The organism is Lysinibacillus sp. RU7 (genome assembly GCF_057837305.1).
This window is the reverse complement of the sequence record NZ_JBYQFK010000005.1, coordinates 155,087-176,743: the sequence shown is the minus strand read 5'-3', so window position 1 is coordinate 176,743 and position 21,657 is coordinate 155,087. Positions and strand designations below refer to the sequence as shown.

Genomic DNA, 21,657 nt, shown 5'->3' with positions numbered 1-21,657 from the left:
ATAGGAAGCGTTCATGGCTGTATTGAAGATGGACGATACGAAGTAATCCAGATATACCAACGTTTAGATGGCTTTTTTATAATTGAAATATAGTGTGTTTGGGTGGGGATTGCCACCGATGTGTCACCGGATTGAAATTTTTATGATTTCGATGCGATGGAGTCAAATACGTCGGCGGCACTCCTAGCTATTTTTTCTGTGAGGTGTACATAACGATTTTCGGTGATGGCTACGCGGCTATGTCCGAGTCGTTTTTGTACAGTTTTTACTGGCTCTCCGCTTTCTATTAACATCGTTACATGTGTGTGGCGTAGCGAGTGATAGTTGAAATCGGTACCCAGTTTTTTTGATATTTGATTACTGACGGAGTACAGTGCCCACCATTTTCTTTTTTACATACATAATCGTGTTCTGAATTTTGTTGATAAAACTCCCCGTACTTCAGACTTCAGACGATTTTCCAATTTTCTTTTTTAGCACGTGTTAATATTTCAGCTAAGGTATTACCAAATGGAATCGTTGGATAACTGAATTTTGATTTTGGTGGTTTAGGCTACCATTGCACTTTTGGTTTTCGTCTTTGATACCAACTAGTTGCTGATCTACTTCTAACGCCATTTCCTCCAAGTTTATACGTTTCCATTTAAGTCCACAAACTTCTCCTACACACAATCCACAATGTAAACCGGTGTGAAATAGCAGATAAAAAGGATGTTTCATGAAGGAATTGAATGCCTTCAGCAAGAATTTAAAAATTCGATAAAACTAAGAAGAGACCACCATAAAGTGCTACACCCCAAAAATTAGAGTGAAAAAGCTAGTTTTTGGGGGTGTTTTTATATAGCAAAATGTAGTGATGCATTTATTTACATAGCACTGTTTTATAAACTAAATATGCCTATTATCATTACAAGTCATCTAGCCGTCGATTGCTTTCGACGATCCTTCAAGTATTCTAAAGACACAAGAGAGTGGTCGAGTAGTCAGAGCGTCTGTCCTTACAAGCCCAGAAGTTTTTCTAAAAGTTAAATCTGTATGGGACGAAGAAAAGTTGATAACAGCTATGTTCTATGGAGGGGAAAAATGAAAATAATAAATGAAGATAATAATTATAAAATCTATGAATTTGAGTCAGAATCCGAACTTAAAGAATATGTTGAAATTAATCAAAGTATCCTAATTAATGCTAATTGCGAAGATAAAAGGAGATTTTATGTGATAAGTGATCAAGCAACAAACTCTTTTATTGGTGTTTTTGGTGGGATGCATGGAATCGAGCCATCAGCACTGATGATTGAAAAGGACAATTGCATCCTGATAAGTGTAGATGAAAAAGTTTATTGTGTAGCGTTGAAAAACTATGAAATAAGATGGATGAAGAAATTCTATTCTATTGTCTATGAAATCATAAAATTATCTGACCTCTCTTTTCTTGTTATATGTGAGTTAGGAGTTGTTAGCCTTACTTATAAAGGAGAAAAGCTGTGGGAGCATAATAGCGATGTAATTACAGATTTTGAGCTTGATAGGAATTCATTCAGGTTATATACAGATGAAGAAGAGTATTCTATTCTTTTAAAAAACGGAAATGTTATTTGATGATAGAAAAAACGAGAATAAGTAAAGACCACTCCGTAATAGGGTGATTTTTTCTTGTTTACATAGCACTGTTTTATAAACTAAACATGCCTATTATCATTACAAGTCAGTCTGTTACCGCTGTATCAACTATTGAGGACAAATAACGTAGCGGCCGGTAGCGTTTTCTAACTGGATAGAAGAGTGAGAAAATCAAACAGATCAATAATAGAAAGGGTTAATTAGATAAACCTAAGATAATATATTAAGTATATAATAAATTGTATTTTTTGGTATTTCATTAATTATAAATGTTGTATTTTGCTATGAAAAGGAGCGAAGAAAATGAAAAAAGTGTGACTTGTTATTATATCAATTTTTATGATTTTTAATTTAATAATACCCCCTAATCCCCATATTGTTAACGCTAATCCAGTTTCGAAACCTTTAACAATCACTGCAAAAAAAAGTAGCCAAAGACCTAGCGGAAGATTCGGCTGTAGCAATGGCAGAACATATTTTGTTTGAAAAAGCTATGCAAGAATTTTTAGAAACTGACTTGGATAAGGTTGATCCTGGCTATGCTCCTGTTTGTTTAGAGGCTGCTAAAAAATTAGAGGATTGTCCTCCAGATAAACGAGCACAAGTAAAAAAAGACTTAACGTCTGCTGATAAATCAACATTAGCAACTAAAGTTGAACAGGTACTTGAAAAAAAGACGAATACATCATCTAAGTGGCAAAAGTTTTTAGATTTTTTTATACCTATCTTTTTGATTAGTGGATTAGTAGAGTTTTTCAATGCAACTTTGGATGGTGACTCTCAAAGTTTTATCGATGAAATAGCTCTGCAAGCATTGATTGATACTGGCTCATTAAAACCACTTACTATTATTAGTGCAGGTGAAACAGTTCGACTTTACGATTTTAAACCTTATATCGAATCTATTGAAGTTGTGCCTACCTCGTATGATTATACGTCAGAAATTTTATTAAAAGCATATTTAAAGCCTAATACAAGCTTTAATTATACTTTTAAGCATAGTGCGCACACTTTTGATGGCACTGCAAGAGGCACCTTATTTATTTCTTTAGATTATTATGGCGTTGGTTGGTCTCTACCTACAAAACCTGAGACATATAGGGCTGAATCGTGGGTTGCTACATTTAAAATTAACGACGATTTATATACAAGTCCAAATATAAATAGTGTTTTATGGACATCTGGAGCAGCTGCTTATGCTGACATTAATACTGCAAAGTCTGTTGGAGCGCAGACTATATTAAATGCAAATATGTCTGCGATAGCCAATGACGGTGATATTAATAATGTCATGAATAGTTTTTTGAAAGTTGCATCATCTATTACAACTTTTACATTTAGTGTAGATCAGTTAGTTACAGTTCCAGAAGAAGTTACAACGGATTATGGTGTACAGCCTGGTCTTGATAAGATAAAAAATCCAGAAGGTACCAATACTTTACCTGGTGTCGATAGCTTTACTTACACTTATAATAATACTTATGTCTATCCTTCCACTGATTCTACAACAGGTTGGAAAGATAAGACTACTGGAGAGGATACAACGGTTGTTGAGGATGATATTGTAGCTTATGAAGCTAGTGATGATGTTCCTCCAGATGAGAGTGATGATAAAAATTGTGATTCGGGTAAAGAACCAGATGAAGAGATGGAAGTAGATTCAGAGCCGTGTGAAGGGGAACCCTATTTTGGTCGAAAGTTAGAGTACGTTTTTGGTAATGCAACTGGTAGTAGACACAATATCCAGCGCTCTATTGATATGGAAAGGCAGTTAGAAAATATAGGTATTTTCGATAATGCTACAGGCAGGCAACTTGTTCTTGATAATTTAGTGGATGCTTTTTATGATGATTCAAGTATCATAAGGACACAAGAGAATGGTCGAGTAGTCAGAGAGTCTATCCTTACAGGTCCAAATGGAGTACTGAATGTTGAATCTGTATGGGAGAAGGAGAAGTTAATATCCGTTAAACTCCACGGAGATGTTGAAGAGGAACCTGATGAGGGGACTGATGAAGGTACGGGTAAACTATTTTCTAATGCTTTAATAGCATTGGAAAATATTGATATCTCAAACTTTGTAATTAAGAGTAAGCATCTGGATATACCAAATAATACTTCAACATGGAGTAAGTTCAATGTAGGTACAGTTGATGAAGCCAACGCACTAGTTGACTCAATTCTTAAGAATGCAAGAAAATATAATAGTTTGATTAAAAGTGTTATTGATAATGGAACCGGTTCAGCAAGTCAAAATTCATATAAGGTATGGATAGATGCAGGTAGAGAAATTGGAACAAAAGGAGAAACAGCTCTAAGAATTGTATATGATGAGTTGGGGAATATATGGACTGTTTTCCCAGATAGTATTCCAAAGTAGGGAGTTGATGGCTTATGAAGTTTAGTAAAGCAGAGTTTGTTAAGATTAATAATGAGTTTTTATTCGGTTTACTTGAGGATTTTCTTAATGCAGAGATTAATCAGGAGTCATACACAATAATTTATGATTTTCTCCGCTTAAACAACTTTAGGAGTGGAGAATTTGAAGGTAATCAATATCTTATTAAGAAAGAGAGCACTCAAGATATAGTAATTATTGATTATGTATCCGAAGAATTTAAAGACGATTTTTCACAAACAAGATTTAAGATAGGTGTAGATGAATTACTAGAGCTAATTGAAAACAAGAAAATATAATTTGAAATGGACTTTGTTCAAATAGACTCTGGAAATAGTAAATAAATCTGACTATGAATAAAACATAAAAAGACCACTACCTAATGGGGTGGTCTCTTCTTATTTACATAGCACTTTTTTATTAACATGCCTATTATCATTACAAGTCCTCTTGTCGATTCATACTCCTCTATAACGATTCCAGTTAATGCACCTGTTCAACAAACGGGGCTAATCGCAGACACATCTTTGGAAATGCTTGCGACGATACTAGATCCAGTAATTGATATATTGGTTGCTATTAGTTTTCCGATAGTATCAGTTATCATGGTCGGGGCCTGCTTCTTTTTCATGATTGGTAATACGGAAAAAGCGTGGAGCATGATTATGAATGCTGGTTTAGGGTATGTATTGATACAATTATCACCGTTATTTTTAGATATATTGAGAGCTGTTGGCGAGGCAGTGTAAGGATATAATAGAAAAGACCACTCCGTAGAGGGTGGTCTTAATTTTGATTGCTTCTTAATCTGGGGATGTTAAAACGTATAGGGAACGTTCAATACCTTTCTACGATTGGTTAGATGAGAAAGAAAATCAAACAAATTGATAGAAATAGAATAAGAGTTGATTAGATACATTTATAAGAAGGCTCTTTAATTGGAATATTTATGATTTTACATTTATGGTATATTATAAAATGTAAAATTATGTATAAATCATAGGGGGGGAGAAGTGTTAGATTGAGAAAAAATAAAATCATTAAATTAATTGTCACAATAGTACTTATTGTAAGTTTAACCGCTTCATCATACGTAATCGTACCAGGTAAGCAGTCCTTAGCGATTGGTGTCGTTGGAAGTAATGCATTAAAACAAATTGTTATAGGTGGTTGGGAAAAAGCTGGTGTGAAATTTACAGATAAAACTGCAAAAGAAAAAGCATTTAATGCGTGGAACATGAAAGCATATGAAAAATGGAAAGTAGATGAGGCTGCTGGAAGAAATCAAGAATATTGGAATCAAGTTAATGCCATTATACAAGATGTAGAAATGAATGGATTAGTAAAGAATCCAATTGACAATATGCCTGGTATGGCTAAAGTGGTAATGGATTTGAGCTTATTTGGTTTAGCAATTGGTGTGGGTGCTGAAATTGGTTTGGGGTTTCAAGAGGCTGAAGCACAAAAAAAATGATGGAAAGTCTATCAAAAGAGATACCCGTTTATGAAGGTGTTACTTTAAATAATTTATTTAATTATACAATTAATGAGATGAAAATTAGAGAAAATACTTATTCTAAACGGTATGAGTTTGGACCGACTTCATTTATTGCGGCATATTCTAAATTACCTAATGGTGGTAATACATCCGTAAATATATATGATTTTAAGCCTTATAACGATAAACATGGGTATGTTTATGCAAAAGTTATTCAGATAAAAAATATTAAAGGCGATTTTAGTTATGAAACTGTGGATGCGATGACAAGTTTTCCTATTTCGGCTATTAGTACATCTTCACCTTATAGAACACAATTTGAAGTTTATCCAAATGAATTGCCTGATTTAAATATACCTGATGCTTTAGTAGAACCATTGGTACAATCTGACCCTGCAAAAATAATTGAGATGTTACCAAGTACTAATCCAATTGAGGTGATAGTACCTATAAACGATGATTTGTGGGAGGGTACTATTAATATTCCTTATGAAATTCCAGTACCTGACCCAGGTACTGACCTTGACTCAGGAACAAATCCGGAGCAAGGAAAAGAGCCAGAACTAGGGACAGATCCTGATCCGGATGGTACAGAGCCAACAGAACCAACAGAACCGGGCGGAGATAATGGAGAGGATTTAGATAAAGAAACAAGTGATACTATAAAAAATTTTAAATTCATTAATGTAAAAGGTACAGGCGATCATTTAAGAAGAACTTTTGATGTAGATGGTACAAATGTCAGAATAAATAGCGGACATGGATATAATCGTCCTCATAGTACTGGTAGTGTTCAAGAGATTGGAACGATGGATGAAATAGAAGGAGAGATACTAAATGATATTCAAAAAAAGATGAAAGAAGGAGTTGAATTTCTGACACCGAATAAGCCAAAAGAAGAATATGAAGTGACAGTTAATGGTGAAAAAATAGGATATAATATTATGAAGTTAAATGATGGTTCTTTAAGTGTATCAACTTATTACCCTTTAAAAAATGGGAGAGATAACATGAGAATATTAGAAAATACTCAGGAAATTATCAACTTATTAAACTTTGATTGGACAAATTTAAACAAGAAGCAAACTGAAGAAATGGAATTAAAATTAAATTCTGCAATTGAAGAATTTAAAAGTGAATTAAATAACACTACTGATAGTCAGATTTTAGAGGATATTATAAAAAAGGATAATCAAGATTTTATATTACCTATTGAGATTTTGTTTATTACGTACCAAAAGTTAATTGATATAGGACCATCTAAAGAAAAGCCATTATTGGACTTTGCAAATTATTTAAGCATATATGGACCTGATTGGGATGAAGAAGCAAACGAAATATTTGAAAAGGTAAATAATAAGCAAATAGATGAAGCTACTAAAGTGGCTAAAACAGTTGATTATAATAAATATCAAAACATGTAAATAACTTAATCTTTTTAAGCCAATAAAATATGAGAAAAAGACCACTATCTAATGGGGTGGTCTCTTCTTATTTATAGAGCTCTGTTTTCTAAACTAAACATGCCTATTATCATTACAAGTCATCTAGTTGCTGCAACTGCATCTCCTTTCCTAACGATGTAAGTGTTTATGTTTATATTACTGGTTGGAATTTTTTTTTCGATATGCTTTATGTTGATTGCGAAGTTGTTGGTCGTCAAGATAGAGTACTTATACCTGATGGTAGTATAGTTCCTTCATCTGCTCCTTACAAATATGGCTTTATACCATCTATTGGAGATATAATTCTTAATCCTTATATATCCATTGATTAAGCCTGAACCAGATTATGACACTATACCAAATTTAATACCACAACCAGTGCCCATTGTCGTACCTGTTGGTGATGCCCTATTTATTTACAATCCATGGATTAAGCCATATGTTTCACTAGGTGTTGATCCTGACCTAGGAACGGAATCTGATCCAGATGTTAAAGAGCCAACAGAACCAGATAAAGATAATGTAGAAGATTTAGATAAGGATGCAGATTCTCTTAAAAATTTATCTAGAGCGCAGAAAAGAAATTTAGAGACGTTGGATAATATTGTGGAAGGTCATCTAACAGAAAAAGATTTTTCAGGTAAGCTACGTGACTTACAAGGTAATCCGGTACCTAAATCAGGCGGTGGATACTGGAACGACTTGCAAGAAATGAAGGATTCTCATGAGGGTTTAAAGAAAATCAAAAGTAGATTAGAAGGTTCGCTAAAGAATCCGAATCTGAATGAAGCATAGTGAAAAGTATTACAAGATGGTTTAGATAGATCGGATAGGTATATTAAAAGGATAGAAGATTTGTTTTCTACACATGGAGGAATTAATAAAATGTCGATTAACATGAAGATTGGTAAAATTTATAATTTACCCGCTCCATATGAAAAGTCTGAACATAGTTTGGAGCTATGGTACAGTGAATTTTATAATAAACAAATTGAAGATATTTCAACTTTAGATGTTATTAGAATGTTAGAACAGAACATTTTGGGGGATTTGGCAATTAGGAAGGCGATTGGATATTTATATGAAAATCCATTAGCGGGAGAAATGTATGATGGTCAATTAATGGAGGCTCTATTATCAATGGAAATTAATAAGGTCAATAATTCTATTGAAGAGATTAAAAATTTGGTTTCTGAAGTATCTTTAAAGTTGAATGAATTGGATTGGGCAATCAATGAAGATATGGAAGAATACTCTGAATTATTGAGGGTGTTCCAAGAAAAGATAGCTAACAATGAATAAGATACTATTTTTGCAACTTGGATTTAGAATAGATAGGTATGGATATGATACAGGTACATTTGTTTCACCAGAAGGTACTCCTTATGGAATGAGAGCTGTTGCTCCAGGTACAGATTTAAAACCTTACTTATAGTGTATTTGAAGTCGTTGTACCTTTTGAAGTTAAGGGATGGCAAATAGCCCCATGGTTTGATGAAGTTGGAGGTGGTATACAATATTTGTTGCCAGACAAGGTTGAAAATTTATTGAAACATGAAAAAAAGGGATGGTTACAACGGGATGAAAATTAACGAGTTAGAGAAAAAACTTAAAGAAATAAATGTACCTAAAAGTGCTTATTCGATATTAAAAGGAGGACTTCCCAATGAAATGTACTGTATAGCTAAAGATGGTGATAGATGGGAAGTGTATTATAGCGAAAGAGGAAGAAAGACAGGATTAAAAATATTTGATGATGAGGATATAGCATGTGAATATTTTTATAAAATAGTAGAAAAATATGCAAAAATAAATTAGTCTTGTTTACAGATATCATTGTAAGAAAAAGACCACTCCGTGAAGTGCTGTCCCCCCAAAAGTTAGAGTGAAAAATCTAACTTTTGGGGGGTTTTTTATATAGCAAAATATAGTGATGTATTTATTTACATAGCACTTTTTTATTAATATGCCTATTATCATTACAAGTCATCTAGTTATCTCGACAGTGTATGCAAAAGATGCGGTCGATTGTTTAATCTTTTCATAAATTATAGATTAATTAACTATAAATAAAAGCTCGCTGTGATGGATAGTCACTTTATATGTATTTTAATGAAGTTTCTAATCTTTTTTGCACAGTTTTTAAAGATGAATCATTCTCGATGAATGTTGTTGCATGCATAACATGTTTCCATTCAAGCCCAAAAACTTTCCCAATACGTAATCCACAGTGTAAACCGATGTGAAATGGCAAATAAAAAGGGTGATTCTCATTTGAAATATACTCAACTTTCGCAGCTCAATAGCTTAACGAAAGTCTAGGGAGGAGCTGATTGTATTCCTCTTAAGACATACATTTAATTTTTAGTGAAAAAGCCATTTGCGCATAATAAGGTGAAAAATTCAGCAGACTTCATTTGGACGTCTGCTGAGTTTTTATTTACGAGGTATTTAGATAAAGCGGGCAATGTCTTCTATTTTTTATGAAAATATGCATTTTTTGATTGAAATAAACATTTATTTGGCTGTGCTGAAGGTGAATTATTTTGAGGTGAATATTTGATTAGGAAGAGGTATATTTAGAACTGGTGCATTCTGGGGATTTATGGTTGTATATCAACAAAACTTGCTATAATAGGGTTTATACATAGTGAAAGATAATTAAGTAAAATATGATTAGACATTCATTGCAAAATCTATCTAGGAATCGTTGATATAATAGCGTTTGATCTGAACTTAGAGGGAGAAGAACAGCTTTGTAACTGTCAAAGTGGCTACATTTTCGCTTTATCTAGACCTAGAGAATTAAAAAAATTCTTTATAATCTTTACGCACAACAGAGAACATGATTCTTTCTAGCCAAATGAACATTCTCTTTGCCACTATACGTATCCCTTCCACTTTTTCAGGCGTAAAAATAGCGCATACTAGGTGAATCGCAAGCAATCATCGATATAGTTAGCTGAAAATATGGGTGAAAGTTACGGGGTATATAAATTAAAGTAAAGAACATTTATTATGATAGTTAACAAGCAAGATTCACACGCATTTGAGCCTAAAAAATAGAGTATTTTAGAAAGGCATGTCTTCCCGAAAAGAGGTGGAGACATGTTTTTCTTACGTGGTTGTCCATATAAAGTTATACTACCAACAATCAGACTCGTCTCTTTTGACATGGATCTATTTCATAATCAGCAAGTAAAGAATCCTCATTGATTGGACTAGGAATAGTCAAGTGTAGCTGCCAGTTGTGACCTATCGAAAAAGCACCTAGCCGGAACAATTGTCAGGCTGAATTGTTGTTCATATTAATTGTATATAAAATTAAGAATATTTTGTAAATTAATTATAAAATTTGTTATATTATACATAGCGCGATGAAGGGTAATAGATTCATAGCTCTATTCGTTTTAACTTATTCCTCTCTATAAGTAGTGAAATAAGCATGGCTTTAAGTAACTGTCCAGCGCTTGTTCCAACACATGCTCCTGCCCCGCTTCGTCGCCAATAAATTCGCTGAAAAGAAGTACAAGTCTCTGGCGGACACTATGACGCCGGGGCGTAATTAATGGTGAGGTGAATGATGATGCTACCAGTAATTCAATACGAATATTTAAAGCAGATTTATGAGCACATGCAAGACGGTATAATCATTATGAAGGAATCGAGAGAAATTATTATGCTCAATCCAGCGGCGAAAAAGTTAACGGGCTGGCAAATCGGGGAGTATGTCCCGTATTGCTCTTTTTGTATGACACGGAACAATCGTGTAGAAAAGCCTTCTTGCTATTTAATCGCAAATAAAGAGGTGCCGGCATTTTTATCCCAAATGCCAACATATCATGGCAAAGAAATCGAGGTGGAAATGAGCACAGCGGTCATTTATCCAAATAGTGAAACGGGAGAAACGGAATATTTATTAGTGCTACGTGATCATGCAGTGAGGCAGCAAGCACATGAGGCAGCGCTTAATAAAAAGCGGATAGGCGAGCTGATAGAGGCGAAAGAATCTGAACATAAACGGCTAGCGCAGGAATTACATGATGGTGTAGGTCAATCCTTGTTTTCTATGTCTGTTGCACTGGATGCCATCGAATCATACGTCCATGAGAATGAAAAGCTGACGAATTATATTGGTGAAGTGAGGCAGGAGCTTCAAAAAGTAATGGGCGACATAAATGCCTATGCCCATCAATTAAGACCGCATAGTTTGGACCAGCTAGGGCTAAAAGCAACAATCGAAATATTAATTGAAAAAATCCAGAAAAATGTACCTGAACTTTTCATTGAACTAACAACACAAGGACTTGATCGCTGTGATCCCGCTGTTGAAATTAACCTTTATCGCATCGCACAAGAGGCACTGCATAATATTACGAAATATGCCAAAGCGTCTGTAGTGAAAATCCATATTTTAAAAAACAATAAACAAATTTTCATGAAAATCGAGGATGATGGCATCGGGTTTGATCGTAATCATTTGCGTAGTGAAGGGCTTGGGCTGAAGCATATAGAGGAAAGGGTTAATCAACTAAATGGGACATGTGTAATCCAATCAGCAATGAATCAAGGAACGAGTATTGATATAGTCATTCCACGATGGAGGCCAAATACATGATGAAAGTATTACTTGTAGATGACCATGTGTTAATTAGAAAAGGGATTACGTTATTACTTGAACAGTATCATAATATTGAAGTGGTTGGAGAGGCAAGTGATGGGGAAGAGTGTTTTCAGCTCATTTATCAAGTGAAGCCTGATGTCATCTTGCTCGATATTTCGATTCCAAATGGCATGGACGGATTGGCGGTTACACAAAAAGTGAAAAGGGATTTTCCAACGATAAAAATTGTCATACTGACGATGCATAATGAAATAGCGTATGTACAAAGGGCAATTGATATGGATGCAGATGGTTATATATTAAAAAATAGTAAGGGCAATCAAGTGTATGAAGCAATTCAGGCTGTTTATGGCGGAAGAACATACTATGATGTCGGGATTCCTGAGGAGCAATTAGAGAAATTATTTAAGAAAAAAGGTAAAAATAATGTGGATATTTTATCAAACCGCGAGCAAGAAATTGTTCGTTTAACGATTTTAGGTTATACGAATTTACAAATTGCCGATAAGCTATTCATTAGCTCAAAAACAGTTGAAAATCATAAGTCCAATATTATGCAGAAACTCAACTTAAAAAGTAAGGCCGAACTCATTCAATATGGGATTACAAATAAATACATCCTGTACTCCTAAAGGTTACATCTTGTTCTCAAGAAAAAATGCAAAGTCAAAGCGGTTGACAATATACCTAACGGGGTATATATTGAATATAAATAAAGATAGTCAGCCGATTGTAAACTTACTCGGCTATATATTTTTACTTAAAATAATACCCATAGAGGTAAAATGATAGCTTGAAATCACATGACGAGGAGAGAACATGATGAAAGAAATGACAACAACAGAAGTACAGCAACGTTTAGAAGCAGGCGAAAAGTTAAATTTAATCGATGTACGTGAAGTAGCAGAAGTGCAAGCGGGGCATATTCCTGGCATTGTGAATATCCCATTAGGTTTATTAGAATTTCGTATGCATGAATTAGACAAAAATACACCGTACATTATGGTTTGTCGCTCAAGTGCACGTAGCGGCCAAGCAACAGCCTTCTTAGCAGCACAAGGTTATGATGTAGCGAATATGGTTGGGGGTATGCTTGCTTGGGAAGGGCAAGTAGAATAAGAGTTTATACCTATAGGGGTAAAATGAGCGAAATATAGGCTTTGAAAATAGATTGTTTATTGTAAGAGGAGAATGAATGAGTATGAGTATTAAAATTGAAATTTTTTCAGATTTCGCTTGCCCATTTTGTTATATTGGCAAAAAGCGTTTAGAACAAGCAATAGAAGAATTAGGATTTGAACAGGAAGTGGACATTGAGTATAAAACATACTTATTAAATCCTGAAGCTTCGAAAGAAGAGGCAAGATCGTTTTATGAAGTGATGATGGAGAAATATGAATCTTCACGTGAAGATGTAGAGTTAATGGCATCCTCTATCCAACAGCGAGCAAATGAAGTTGGGTTAACATACGACTTTGAAAAAATGCAAATTGGGAATACTGAAAATGCGCATCGTCTAGCAAAATGGGCACGTCAGTTTAATAAAGAAGCAGCATGGATCGACGCTGTGATGGATTGCTATTTTACAAAAGGGTTAAATGTAAATGATTCGGAAGCATTACTTGCCATCGTAGAGGCACTTCACTTACCAAAAGAAGAAGCGAAAGCAGTGCTTGAAAGTGAGCAATATGCAGAAGACATTGCAAAAGATCGCTATGAAATCCAGCAACTTAATGTGACGAGCGTTCCGTTTTTCGTATTTGAAAATCAATACGGTATTATCGGAGCTGAGCCAATCGAAGTGTTTACAAAAACATTAAAGCAGGCACAAGAAGTGGCAGCGCAAAAATTAAACATTGCGGGCGGCACAGATGTTTGCGGTCCAGATGGTTGTAAATTATAAATTAAGGGGGAAGTAAGATGAAGAAAATCGTAGTTATTGGGGGCGTAGCAGGGGGAGCATCTGCTGCAGCACGTATTCGTCGTTTAGATGAACAAGCAAATATTGTCATGTTTGAAAAAGGTCCACATGTATCATTTTCAAACTGTTCATTACCCTATCATTTAAGCGGTATTGTTGAAAATAGTAACCGTTTAGTACTCATGAATCCAGAATCATTTGAGGCAAAATATAATATTGACGCACGTGTTGAAAGTGAAGTGGTGAAAATTAACCGCGCTGAGAAAACCGTGACAGTCAAAAATTTAGCAACAAATGAAACATATGACGAAAGCTACGATGAACTGATTCTTTCTCCTGGTGCCAGTCCAATTGTGCCGAGATTAGAAGGGGTAGACTTACCGCATGTATTTACGGTGCGTAATGTGGTGGATATTGAACGCTTACAGCAAGCGATTGTCGAAAAAGAGGCGAAAAATATTGCGGTCATCGGTGGTGGCTTCATCGGTGTCGAGGTGGCAGAAAATTTAAAACTTGCAGGTCGTGGTGTCACACTCGTCGAATTTGCCCCACAAATTTTAACACCATTTGATGACGATATGGTGCAAATCTTGCATAAAGAAATGGTGGATCATGGTGTCGAGTTAATTGTCAACGACGGCTTAGCGAAAATCACCGAAACGAGCATTGCGTTAAACTCGGGTAAAGAAGTTAAGGCCGATATTGTTGTGCTAGCTATCGGTGTTCGTCCAGAAACAACGCTAGCAAGTGAGGCTGGCCTTGCAATTGGTGAAACAGGGGCGATTAAAGTAAACCAGTTCTACCAAACATCAGACCGACATATTTATGCAGTGGGCGATGCGATTGAAGTGTATCACCGCATTATGCATAAACCAACTCGTTTAGCGTTAGCTGGTCCAGCACAGCGCCAAGCACGTGCTGTTGCCGACCATATTTACGGTATCCCGACGACAAATAAAGGGGTCATTGGCTCATCGAGTATTCAAGTGTTTGACTACGCAGCGGCAGCAACAGGCTTAAATGAGCGCACAGCGAAACAAATGGGCTTAAATGTAGAGGCAGTTTATATCATTGCACCAGACAAAGTAAGCTTAATGCCATCGAGCAATGTGTTACATTTTAAATTGATTTATGAAGTACCGACAGGACGTATCGTTGGTGCACAAGCGATTGGTAAGGGAAATGCAGACAAACGTGTCGATGTTATTGCGACTTTAATTACGATGAACGGCACAATCGAGGATTTAAAAGAGCTAGAGCTTTCTTACTCACCAATGTTTAGTACAGCAAAAGATGTGGTGAATCTCGCGGCACTTGTGGCTACAAACATTATGCAAGGTCGATTCAAGCAAGTACGTGTTAGCGATGTACGGGATTTAGTAGAACAAGGCGCTGTCATTATTGACGTACGTGAGGAAAATGAATTCGCAGCCGGTCATGTAAAAGGCGCTAAAAACATTCCGTTAAGTCAGTTCCGTGAACGAATGGATGAAATTCCAAAAGACGTGCCCGTATATGTACATTGCCGTTCCGCACAACGTAGTTATAATGCAGTGATGGCATTAGAAAACAGTGGGTATGACCATGTATTTAATATTTCAGGATCCTTTTTAGGCATTTCTTTATACGAATACTATAAAGACCAAACGGAAAACCGCGAACCAATCGTTACAACATATAACTTTAAATAATAAATGTGGCAGGAATAGCATATTGCTTTTCCTGCCATTTTAATAGGTAAACAAAAGGGTAAGGCACAAGCTCAATTAGATTGAGCTGTGCTTTTCTAAAAGGGGACATATCCAGTTATTAGCCATTACGTACATTATTATTCATTTTTTATCATTATATTTTTATATTAATACAATTTTCACAATGAATCGTTAAGCTATAAAATAAGGGAGGGAAGTAAATGAAGAAAAATCTACTAGGGCTACTCATTGTATCGTTACTTTTAGTTTTTGTAGCGGTCAATTTGTTAACAGGGGATGAAACGGCATCTTCACATGAAATACAACAAGCCGAAAGTAAAGTAGTGGAAGAGACGGCAGAAGTAAATACAGAAGTCAATGCCGAAATACCGTATGCGAAAGATTTTACCTTATCCAATTTGCAAGGTGAGGAAGTCAGTTTATCTGACTATAAAGGACAAATTGTCATTTTAAACTTTTGGGCAACATGGTGTCCGCCATGTAAAGAAGAAATGCCACATATGCAAAGCTTTTATGAAAAACAGGATGATATCGAAATATTAGCTGTGAATTTAACGAGTATGGATGTTGGGTTAGATAAAGTGAAGCAATTTGTAGAGGACTATGGACTCACTTTTCCTGTTTTATTAGACGAAGAGGATATCGTCGGTCAACAATATGGCATTATCACTATCCCAACGACGTACATTATCGACCAAGAAGGAAAGGTATTCCAAGAAATTGTTGGCGCTGTCGATGAACAGATGTTAGAAGAAATGATCAATGCATTAAAAAGCTATGATGAATAATCATGAAAGGTCTGAATTTGCCTGTTAATGGTCAAATTCAGACCTATTGTTTATACAGCCAACCATTTTCACAACATAATAGGGGGGCAAATGACGATAAATATTAGAACAATGCAATCTACAGATATTGAGATGGTAGAACAAGTAGCGATTAACAGTTGGCATGCGACATATGAAGGGATAATCGCTAAAAAGATTCAAGACAACTTTTTAGCGATGGCGTACAACAAGGAGATGCTACAGAAACGTCTTGAACAAACACCTTTCTATGTAGCAGAGGAGAATAGTAAAATTATTGGCTTTGCTAATTTTTCAAATGTCAAAGACCATGGTGAGGTGGAGCTTGCGGCTATTTATTTATTACCCGAAGCTCAAGGGAAAGGAGTAGGCTCAAAGCTACTAACATTTGGGATTGAGCAATTATCGCCTAAGGCAGTTTACATCAATGTTGAATCGGATAACCAAGTAGGCAAGCAATTTTACCTCGCTAGGAACTTTAAAATAATTGATGAATTTGAAGAAGATTTTGATGGTCATTTATTACAAACGACGAGAATGGTTTTAGAAGTATTACGCTAACGGCACCAGAGCTTTAGGGTATGCATATGATGTGTTTAAGTTGGTCTTATTTTGGATATGGAGGATTTGTGAATGAACAACAATAAAGACTCTAGTTTGAATAACCAAATCCTTAATGCAGAAAACCAAGCAGCTAGACTCGATATCATTGCAAGTACCATTGTCATATTCGGTGAATCTTTATCAACAATAGCAGCTGTCCTTGCATTAGAAGAGGAAGAACAGAAAAGGATAAATAAAAACAATGATTTGGAGGCAATCAAAAAGCAATTAGATTATTTGACGTATGAAATGAAGCAAATTAAAAAGAGGTTGAGGTAATTGTGCCGGGGAAGTACCAGGGAAGTACCGGGTACGTACCACCGTGGTGCCAGGGAAGTACCGGGTACGTACCCAGTTGCAGTGTTAAACCTATTATTTGAATAATTGTTTTTTATTATAGTATAGTAGTTTGGTGCTTACAAATCTTTTCGAAAGAGGCGATACAATTGACGGAATTGAAAAAAATGACAATTCACCGCGCATTAACAGAACTAAAGATGTTACATAACCGAATTGAGAGCGCTACAGGACAAGTAATGGCTGCGGCAGCCCATCGCAAAAGCGAGACAAAAATCAACGGTGTTGACATAGATGAGTTTATGAAAAATATGCAAGGCTCCTATGATAAAGTAGTAGGGTTAATCGCCTATCGCAATCGATTAAAAGCATTGGTGGTGGAATCAAATGCGAAAACAATAGTCAAAGTCAGTAACGAACAAATGACGGTTGCGGAAGCGATTGAACGAAAGCAATCGATTCAATATGAAAAAGAGTTATTGGGCATGCTACATAAGCAATATATGAGTGCAATGCAAAGAGTAGCAACGAACAACGATGCCTTACCCGAAAAGCTCGAAACATATTTAGTGAATATTTTAGGGAATAAAGACAAGCAATCACCTGAAGAAGTAAAGCTACATACGGAAACCTTTATGAAACGGAATGAGTATGAATTACTCGACCCACTAAATGTAAAGAAAGTAATTGATACATTAGAAGCGAAGATTGACGAATTTGAATCAGAAGTAGATGCGGTACTCTCTGAATCAAATGCGACAACATTTATCGAAGTGCAACAATAAATCCTTTGCATAGTCTTGCGAAAACAGAAAACGATTAGTCACTCGTTTTTGGTGTACACGAGTTAAAATAATGAACACCTATTTAAAATACTTTTAATCAACTAATACACTTAATAAAATAAAGGCTCAAAGCTAAAAGTTTAAAAGTTAAAATTCACGCTTCAAAGTTCTTAAAACATCAACGTTAAAAGTTTAACGCTAAAGTCTCTTTCAAATCCTGGAGTACTGGTTGAGGTAATGACTAATCAGGACCGTCTGTGATCCACCAGGCAGCTTGTGCTGTGCATATACATATAGAAAATCAAGATTGCGCATTACGTAATCTTGATTTTTTTATTTTAGTATGAAAGCAACGAATAATTTTCTCTTTTTGAGCTATACAATCAATAAGCAGAGAGGGGAGGCTACTGATTTGTCTATCGCTAATAGTATTGGAGTGTTATTTTTCTTTGTAATGTTTGTCGTCGGCATGATGTTTTCCGGTCAAATCCCACTTTTAATGATTGTAGGAATTGTCGGTTTAGTTGGCACTTCCTATTTTATAATACGTATTGTCTCCGCTATATTGACGGATATGCGACGGAGAAATTCGTAGCTAGGTGCCACCGAGGTACCACCATTGTACCGGGTACGTACCGGCGTTGTACCACCTTTCTCCCCGGTACAACAAAAAAACCCGGAAACTAACTTCCGGGTTTGATTTCACTGAACTCTTCATAATAATTTAAAACTGTCGAGCTTTTGCTTCTGATCTCAATATTTGGTTATGGAGAGAAATCTCCGTTTGTCCATTTACTTGAGATTTCGCATGCTTGATATTGGTCCAGTTCTGGTGGATCTTCTGAGATTTTGGATCTAAATAGTCCTTCTTGCTCATCGGTATCTCCTCCTCAATAATTATGAAGATTTCTAATGTGAAACCGCAGTTAGTATAACTCCATTTATCGATATTATGCCTCTTAACGTGGCTCTATTTGAAAAAACTATTACTAGTTTTGCAAACAAATACGTAAAACACCTCCCTCTATTTACCGAAATTTTTTAATAAATTCAAAAATAGCGTAACTTCCTTTCCAGTTAACAGTCTAAATTTATAACAAAAATGCAAGAGGAGGGAGAGTATGCGGAGTAAACCGTTAGGAGCTGCTACAAGTTTACTGATTGCATTTATGATTTTTTATTTACCGAGCCAAGCATTAGGGACAAGTTGGGCGTATTCATTTGTTGTATGGGATGACTATCTTTATGTCATAAGTGATGAGTACGTCACACATATAAATGATGAAATTGGTCATGTCACAAAATATTCGGATATGGAACAGTATGGTGGCAACTTTTCAAACACCTATAAAAAAGGAACAAAATACTATTCAATTGAAGGAATCAGCACAGATGTAGCAATAGCCGTAAATGAGGGGAATGGAAAGTATAGAAAAGCAATAAGGGAAGGGGAGTACACTTACAACAAAGGAGTATCTTCCTATGCAATGTCTGTTTTAGGTATGGTAGCAGTCCTCCTCGTTTTGTTTCTTGTTTATACGCGTTTTTTTCAAAAAGAAATAAGGTAAAAGGAAGGTGCCTACTTGTCTTTTCTCAGCGAAGGCACCTAGTCCACTATTATTATTTTGGATTCAACAACTGCAAAATCGAAAAAGCTTGTTGTTTATGCAAATTCATGGCATACATCGTTGCTTGCATCAAAATACTCGCCTTTGTCATATTCATCATTTCTTTCGCAATATCAGCATCACGAATGCGAGATTCAGCAGCTGTTAAGTTTTCAGCAGTGTTTTCTGTCACATTATAGGCATGTTCTAATCGATTATAGTAAGCACCTAATCGTGCACGCTCATGGGACACATTTTTTAATGCGTCATCTAATGCTGAAATGGCTGCATTTGCATTTTCCCTTGTTTTTATATCCAAGCCATTGAGACCAATGGCTGCATCTGCATTTTCCCTTGTTTTTATATCCAAGCCATCGAGACCAATGGCTGCTTCGCTCATACCATTAATGAAAATATCAATAGACTGTTCGCTATTTGCACCGACTTGAATTTTAATCGGATCACTAGCATAATTCCCATTTAATAGTGTTTTCGTATTGAATTCAGTATCCCTTGACACACGTGTAATTTCTTCTTTTAACTGCTGGAATTCGATGTCGAGTAGTTCACGGTCTGCATCCGTTAGCGTGTCATTTGCAGCTTGTACGGATAGCTCACGCATGCGTTGAATCATCGCATGTCTTTCGTTTAAGGCACCTTCTGCTGTTTGCAACAAGGACATCCCGTCTTGAATATTTTTACTGGCCATATTTAATCCTCTAATTTGAGCCCGCATCTTTTCAGAAATAGCCAACCCTGCAGGATCGTCAGCAGCACTATTAATACGATGCCCCGATGAAATACGGAGAAGTGCCTTATTCATCGCATTCATATTTCGCTGGTAATGACTATGCATCATCATCCCCATGGCATACCAATCACCAATTCGCATATTGCCACCCCCTTTCCATATTGTATCGGTATTTCCATTTTTATCTAAAGACTGTTTAGTACTATATTTCTTACCAAAGATATTGTGGATCATCTGTAAATTGGGCTAAATATGGAGGCAGAACGGTACTGAAAATGAAGGAGTACCAACCGAATATACCAATTAAAATAAACAGCGGAATGCCTAGTAGCCCAAATATGATATAGCCTGCAATAAACAACCCCGAAGCAAGGTAGAACTTTCTTTTAGATTGTTTTGTAAGGTAAAGCCTTTCATCGCAATACGGACATGTTTCCTTAGCAGAATATCGTAGTCTCCTAATGATGAATTTTTTTGATAACGGTTCTTTGCAACATGGACAAGTAGCATGAGGCGCATCTTTTACAAGCCATAATAAAAGAAGTGTGGCATGAATGTTATAAAGTAACAGGAAATAACCGTGCAGAATCGAAAGGGATTCCGTTACGATTACAGCCCAACTTGCGATAAATAAAAACAGTCCAATTGCGAAAATAAACAAAATCAAATGGTGATTTTTCTTGAATGTCAATAAGCTTCGACCATATCGAATAGCATGTACATTATTCCAACGTGTAGATTTAAATAGTAAAAGAACAGCGAATACGCCGGCTAATACAAAAGAAATCAGTGTAGTAACACCCCATTGGATTATATTTTTCGGCATGTCACTGATAAATGATTCACCTGCATCACTCGCTGTAACGATCGCATTTTCACTACTTGGCTGTAGTGAGATAAATAATAGAAAAAGAGTCATTGCTATAAATGAGGTGAAGACAGCTGGATATGTATAGTTTTTTGGTACACGTTTTGTATAAATCGTTGTTTGTAGCTGCTTTTTTTGTGCGGCCGATAAACGAATTTCTTTTAGCTGTTGTTCAAATTTGTTTAACTCATTATTCATCAAATAACACCTCCCAGTCGATTTTAGCGAGTTTTGGCTTTAGCTCCTGACGAGCCCGTTGTAATCGAGATTTAATAGTCGATTCCGGTGTAGCAAGAAAATGCGCAATCTCCTTTGTCGTCATATGTTCATAGTAATAAAATAAGAGCACCTCTCGATATTTAACAGGCAATGTTAATACAGCGGATACGACTTCCCCCCGTGTTTCCTTTTTCAAAAGCGGTTGATCGGCTCGCTCCACCTTTGACTCAAATAGCTGAAATAATGGTAACGTCCGTGCTTTCCAGCTTCGTAAATAATCATAGCTCCGATTAATCGTCATTTTCACTAAATAGGTTTTCAACGAACTCTTGCCTTGGAATTGTTCACGCTTTTTGTAATAAGTAAAAAAGACATCCTGCACAACTTCCTCAGCTACTCGCTCATCCTTCACATAAATAAAAGCAATTTGATACAAATAATCACTATAGGACTCAATCAATTGTTCCAGCTCCATTCGGCAACCTCCTTTCTACTATAATAGA

26 protein-coding genes and 1 pseudogene are annotated in these 21,657 nt (G+C 35.8%); 22 read left to right on the top strand and 5 right to left on the bottom strand.

Features of this window, described 5'->3' with window-relative positions; translation table 11 throughout:
- Positions 1-140: 140 nt before the first annotated feature.
- The gene (locus AC3II9_RS05820; RefSeq protein WP_489153943.1) at positions 141-353 is read right to left on the bottom strand and encodes a tyrosine-type recombinase/integrase; all 213 of its coding nucleotides are present in this window, start codon (positions 351-353) and stop codon (positions 141-143) included.
- Positions 354-1,083: 730 nt separating this feature from the next.
- Between AC3II9_RS05820 and AC3II9_RS05815 the strand changes: the two genes are divergently transcribed.
- The 21 genes and pseudogenes from AC3II9_RS05815 (at position 1,084) to AC3II9_RS05715 (ending at position 18,304) form a co-directional block, all read left to right on the top strand.
- Positions 1,084-1,599 (top strand): hypothetical protein, encoded by a 516-nt coding sequence (locus AC3II9_RS05815; protein WP_489153909.1) that lies wholly within the window; start codon positions 1,084-1,086, stop codon positions 1,597-1,599.
- Positions 1,600-2,083: 484 nt separating this feature from the next.
- Entirely contained in the window at positions 2,084-4,000 is a 1,917-nt protein-coding gene (locus AC3II9_RS05810) for a hypothetical protein (protein WP_489153908.1), read from the top strand.
- A 14-nt stretch (positions 4,001-4,014) separates the two neighbouring features.
- On the top strand, positions 4,015-4,317 hold the full coding sequence (locus tag AC3II9_RS05805) for a hypothetical protein (protein WP_489153906.1): 303 nt from the start codon (positions 4,015-4,017) through the stop codon (positions 4,315-4,317).
- Between the two features lie 126 nt (positions 4,318-4,443).
- Positions 4,444-4,767 carry a hypothetical protein gene (locus tag AC3II9_RS05800; RefSeq protein WP_489153904.1) on the top strand — a complete coding sequence of 108 codons (324 nt, stop codon included), beginning with the start codon at positions 4,444-4,446 and terminating at the stop codon, positions 4,765-4,767.
- Positions 4,768-5,039: 272 nt separating this feature from the next.
- The gene (locus AC3II9_RS05795; RefSeq protein WP_489153902.1) at positions 5,040-5,492 is read left to right on the top strand and encodes a hypothetical protein; all 453 of its coding nucleotides are present in this window, start codon (positions 5,040-5,042) and stop codon (positions 5,490-5,492) included.
- Positions 5,489-6,940: a hypothetical protein gene (locus tag AC3II9_RS05790; RefSeq protein ID WP_489153900.1), complete on the top strand. Its 1,452-nt coding sequence runs from the start codon at positions 5,489-5,491 to the stop codon at positions 6,938-6,940. Before AC3II9_RS05795 ends, AC3II9_RS05790 begins: the two co-directional genes overlap by 4 nt.
- Positions 6,941-7,285: 345 nt before the next feature.
- Complete coding sequence (locus tag AC3II9_RS05785; protein ID WP_489153898.1) at positions 7,286-7,756, top strand: polymorphic toxin type 28 domain-containing protein; 471 nt, start codon at positions 7,286-7,288, stop codon at positions 7,754-7,756.
- A gap of 90 nt (positions 7,757-7,846) precedes the next feature.
- Positions 7,847-8,263 (top strand): contact-dependent growth inhibition system immunity protein, encoded by a 417-nt coding sequence (locus AC3II9_RS05780; protein ID WP_489153896.1) that lies wholly within the window; start codon positions 7,847-7,849, stop codon positions 8,261-8,263.
- Complete coding sequence (locus tag AC3II9_RS05775) at positions 8,256-8,396, top strand: glycohydrolase toxin TNT-related protein (RefSeq protein WP_489153894.1); 141 nt, start codon at positions 8,256-8,258, stop codon at positions 8,394-8,396. The genes AC3II9_RS05780 and AC3II9_RS05775 overlap by 8 nt, the downstream gene beginning before the upstream one ends.
- Before the next feature lie 10 nt (positions 8,397-8,406).
- Positions 8,407-8,553 (top strand): annotated as a pseudogene (locus AC3II9_RS05770) (glycohydrolase toxin TNT-related protein); the annotation flags it as partial.
- On the top strand, positions 8,543-8,779 hold the full coding sequence (locus AC3II9_RS05765) for a hypothetical protein (protein WP_489153893.1): 237 nt from the start codon (positions 8,543-8,545) through the stop codon (positions 8,777-8,779). The pseudogene AC3II9_RS05770 and the gene AC3II9_RS05765, both read left to right, overlap by 11 nt.
- 1,765 nt (positions 8,780-10,544) lie before the next feature.
- A complete protein-coding gene (locus tag AC3II9_RS05760; protein ID WP_489153891.1) occupies positions 10,545-11,579 on the top strand; it encodes a PAS domain-containing sensor histidine kinase in 1,035 nt (344 codons plus the stop codon).
- Entirely contained in the window at positions 11,576-12,217 is a 642-nt protein-coding gene (locus tag AC3II9_RS05755; RefSeq protein WP_489153890.1) for a response regulator, read from the top strand. The genes AC3II9_RS05760 and AC3II9_RS05755 overlap by 4 nt, the downstream gene beginning before the upstream one ends.
- A gap of 190 nt (positions 12,218-12,407) precedes the next feature.
- Positions 12,408-12,704 (top strand): rhodanese-like domain-containing protein, encoded by a 297-nt coding sequence (locus tag AC3II9_RS05750; protein ID WP_489153888.1) that lies wholly within the window; start codon positions 12,408-12,410, stop codon positions 12,702-12,704.
- Positions 12,705-12,786: 82 nt separating this feature from the next.
- Entirely contained in the window at positions 12,787-13,488 is a 702-nt protein-coding gene (locus AC3II9_RS05745; protein WP_489153886.1) for a DsbA family oxidoreductase, read from the top strand.
- A 17-nt stretch (positions 13,489-13,505) separates the two neighbouring features.
- Positions 13,506-15,197 (top strand): FAD-dependent oxidoreductase, encoded by a 1,692-nt coding sequence (locus AC3II9_RS05740; protein WP_489153884.1) that lies wholly within the window; start codon positions 13,506-13,508, stop codon positions 15,195-15,197.
- A 221-nt stretch (positions 15,198-15,418) separates the two neighbouring features.
- Positions 15,419-16,006 carry a redoxin domain-containing protein gene (locus AC3II9_RS05735; RefSeq protein ID WP_489153882.1) on the top strand — a complete coding sequence of 196 codons (588 nt, stop codon included), beginning with the start codon at positions 15,419-15,421 and terminating at the stop codon, positions 16,004-16,006.
- Positions 16,007-16,096: 90 nt separating this feature from the next.
- Positions 16,097-16,585 carry a GNAT family N-acetyltransferase gene (locus AC3II9_RS05730; protein WP_489153880.1) on the top strand — a complete coding sequence of 163 codons (489 nt, stop codon included), beginning with the start codon at positions 16,097-16,099 and terminating at the stop codon, positions 16,583-16,585.
- Between the two features lie 72 nt (positions 16,586-16,657).
- Entirely contained in the window at positions 16,658-16,906 is a 249-nt protein-coding gene (locus tag AC3II9_RS05725; RefSeq protein WP_489153878.1) for a hypothetical protein, read from the top strand.
- A 167-nt stretch (positions 16,907-17,073) separates the two neighbouring features.
- Entirely contained in the window at positions 17,074-17,709 is a 636-nt protein-coding gene (locus tag AC3II9_RS05720) for a hypothetical protein (protein WP_489153876.1), read from the top strand.
- A gap of 412 nt (positions 17,710-18,121) precedes the next feature.
- Complete coding sequence (locus AC3II9_RS05715; protein WP_489153874.1) at positions 18,122-18,304, top strand: hypothetical protein; 183 nt, start codon at positions 18,122-18,124, stop codon at positions 18,302-18,304.
- 129 nt (positions 18,305-18,433) lie between these two features.
- Here the strand turns inward: AC3II9_RS05715 and AC3II9_RS05710 are convergent, their stop codons facing one another.
- Positions 18,434-18,586 carry a YpzG family protein gene (locus AC3II9_RS05710; protein WP_391372398.1) on the bottom strand — a complete coding sequence of 51 codons (153 nt, stop codon included), beginning with the start codon at positions 18,584-18,586 and terminating at the stop codon, positions 18,434-18,436.
- Positions 18,587-18,830: 244 nt separating this feature from the next.
- Here AC3II9_RS05710 and AC3II9_RS05705 point away from each other — a divergent pair, with 244 nt between their 5' ends.
- Positions 18,831-19,277 (top strand): hypothetical protein, encoded by a 447-nt coding sequence (locus tag AC3II9_RS05705; protein ID WP_489153872.1) that lies wholly within the window; start codon positions 18,831-18,833, stop codon positions 19,275-19,277.
- 52 nt (positions 19,278-19,329) lie between these two features.
- Here AC3II9_RS05705 and AC3II9_RS05700 read toward each other — a convergent pair whose 3' ends face one another.
- From AC3II9_RS05700 to AC3II9_RS05690, 3 genes are all read right to left on the bottom strand, one after another.
- Complete coding sequence (locus tag AC3II9_RS05700) at positions 19,330-20,208, bottom strand: flagellin N-terminal helical domain-containing protein (protein ID WP_489153871.1); 879 nt, start codon at positions 20,206-20,208, stop codon at positions 19,330-19,332.
- Positions 20,209-20,278: 70 nt separating this feature from the next.
- Positions 20,279-21,133, bottom strand: coding sequence for a hypothetical protein (locus AC3II9_RS05695; protein WP_489153869.1), 855 nt, complete (start codon positions 21,131-21,133; stop codon positions 20,279-20,281).
- The gene (locus tag AC3II9_RS05690) at positions 21,126-21,629 is read right to left on the bottom strand and encodes a sigma-70 family RNA polymerase sigma factor (protein ID WP_489153867.1); all 504 of its coding nucleotides are present in this window, start codon (positions 21,627-21,629) and stop codon (positions 21,126-21,128) included. The genes AC3II9_RS05695 and AC3II9_RS05690 overlap by 8 nt, the downstream gene beginning before the upstream one ends.
- Positions 21,630-21,657: the final 28 nt, after the last annotated feature.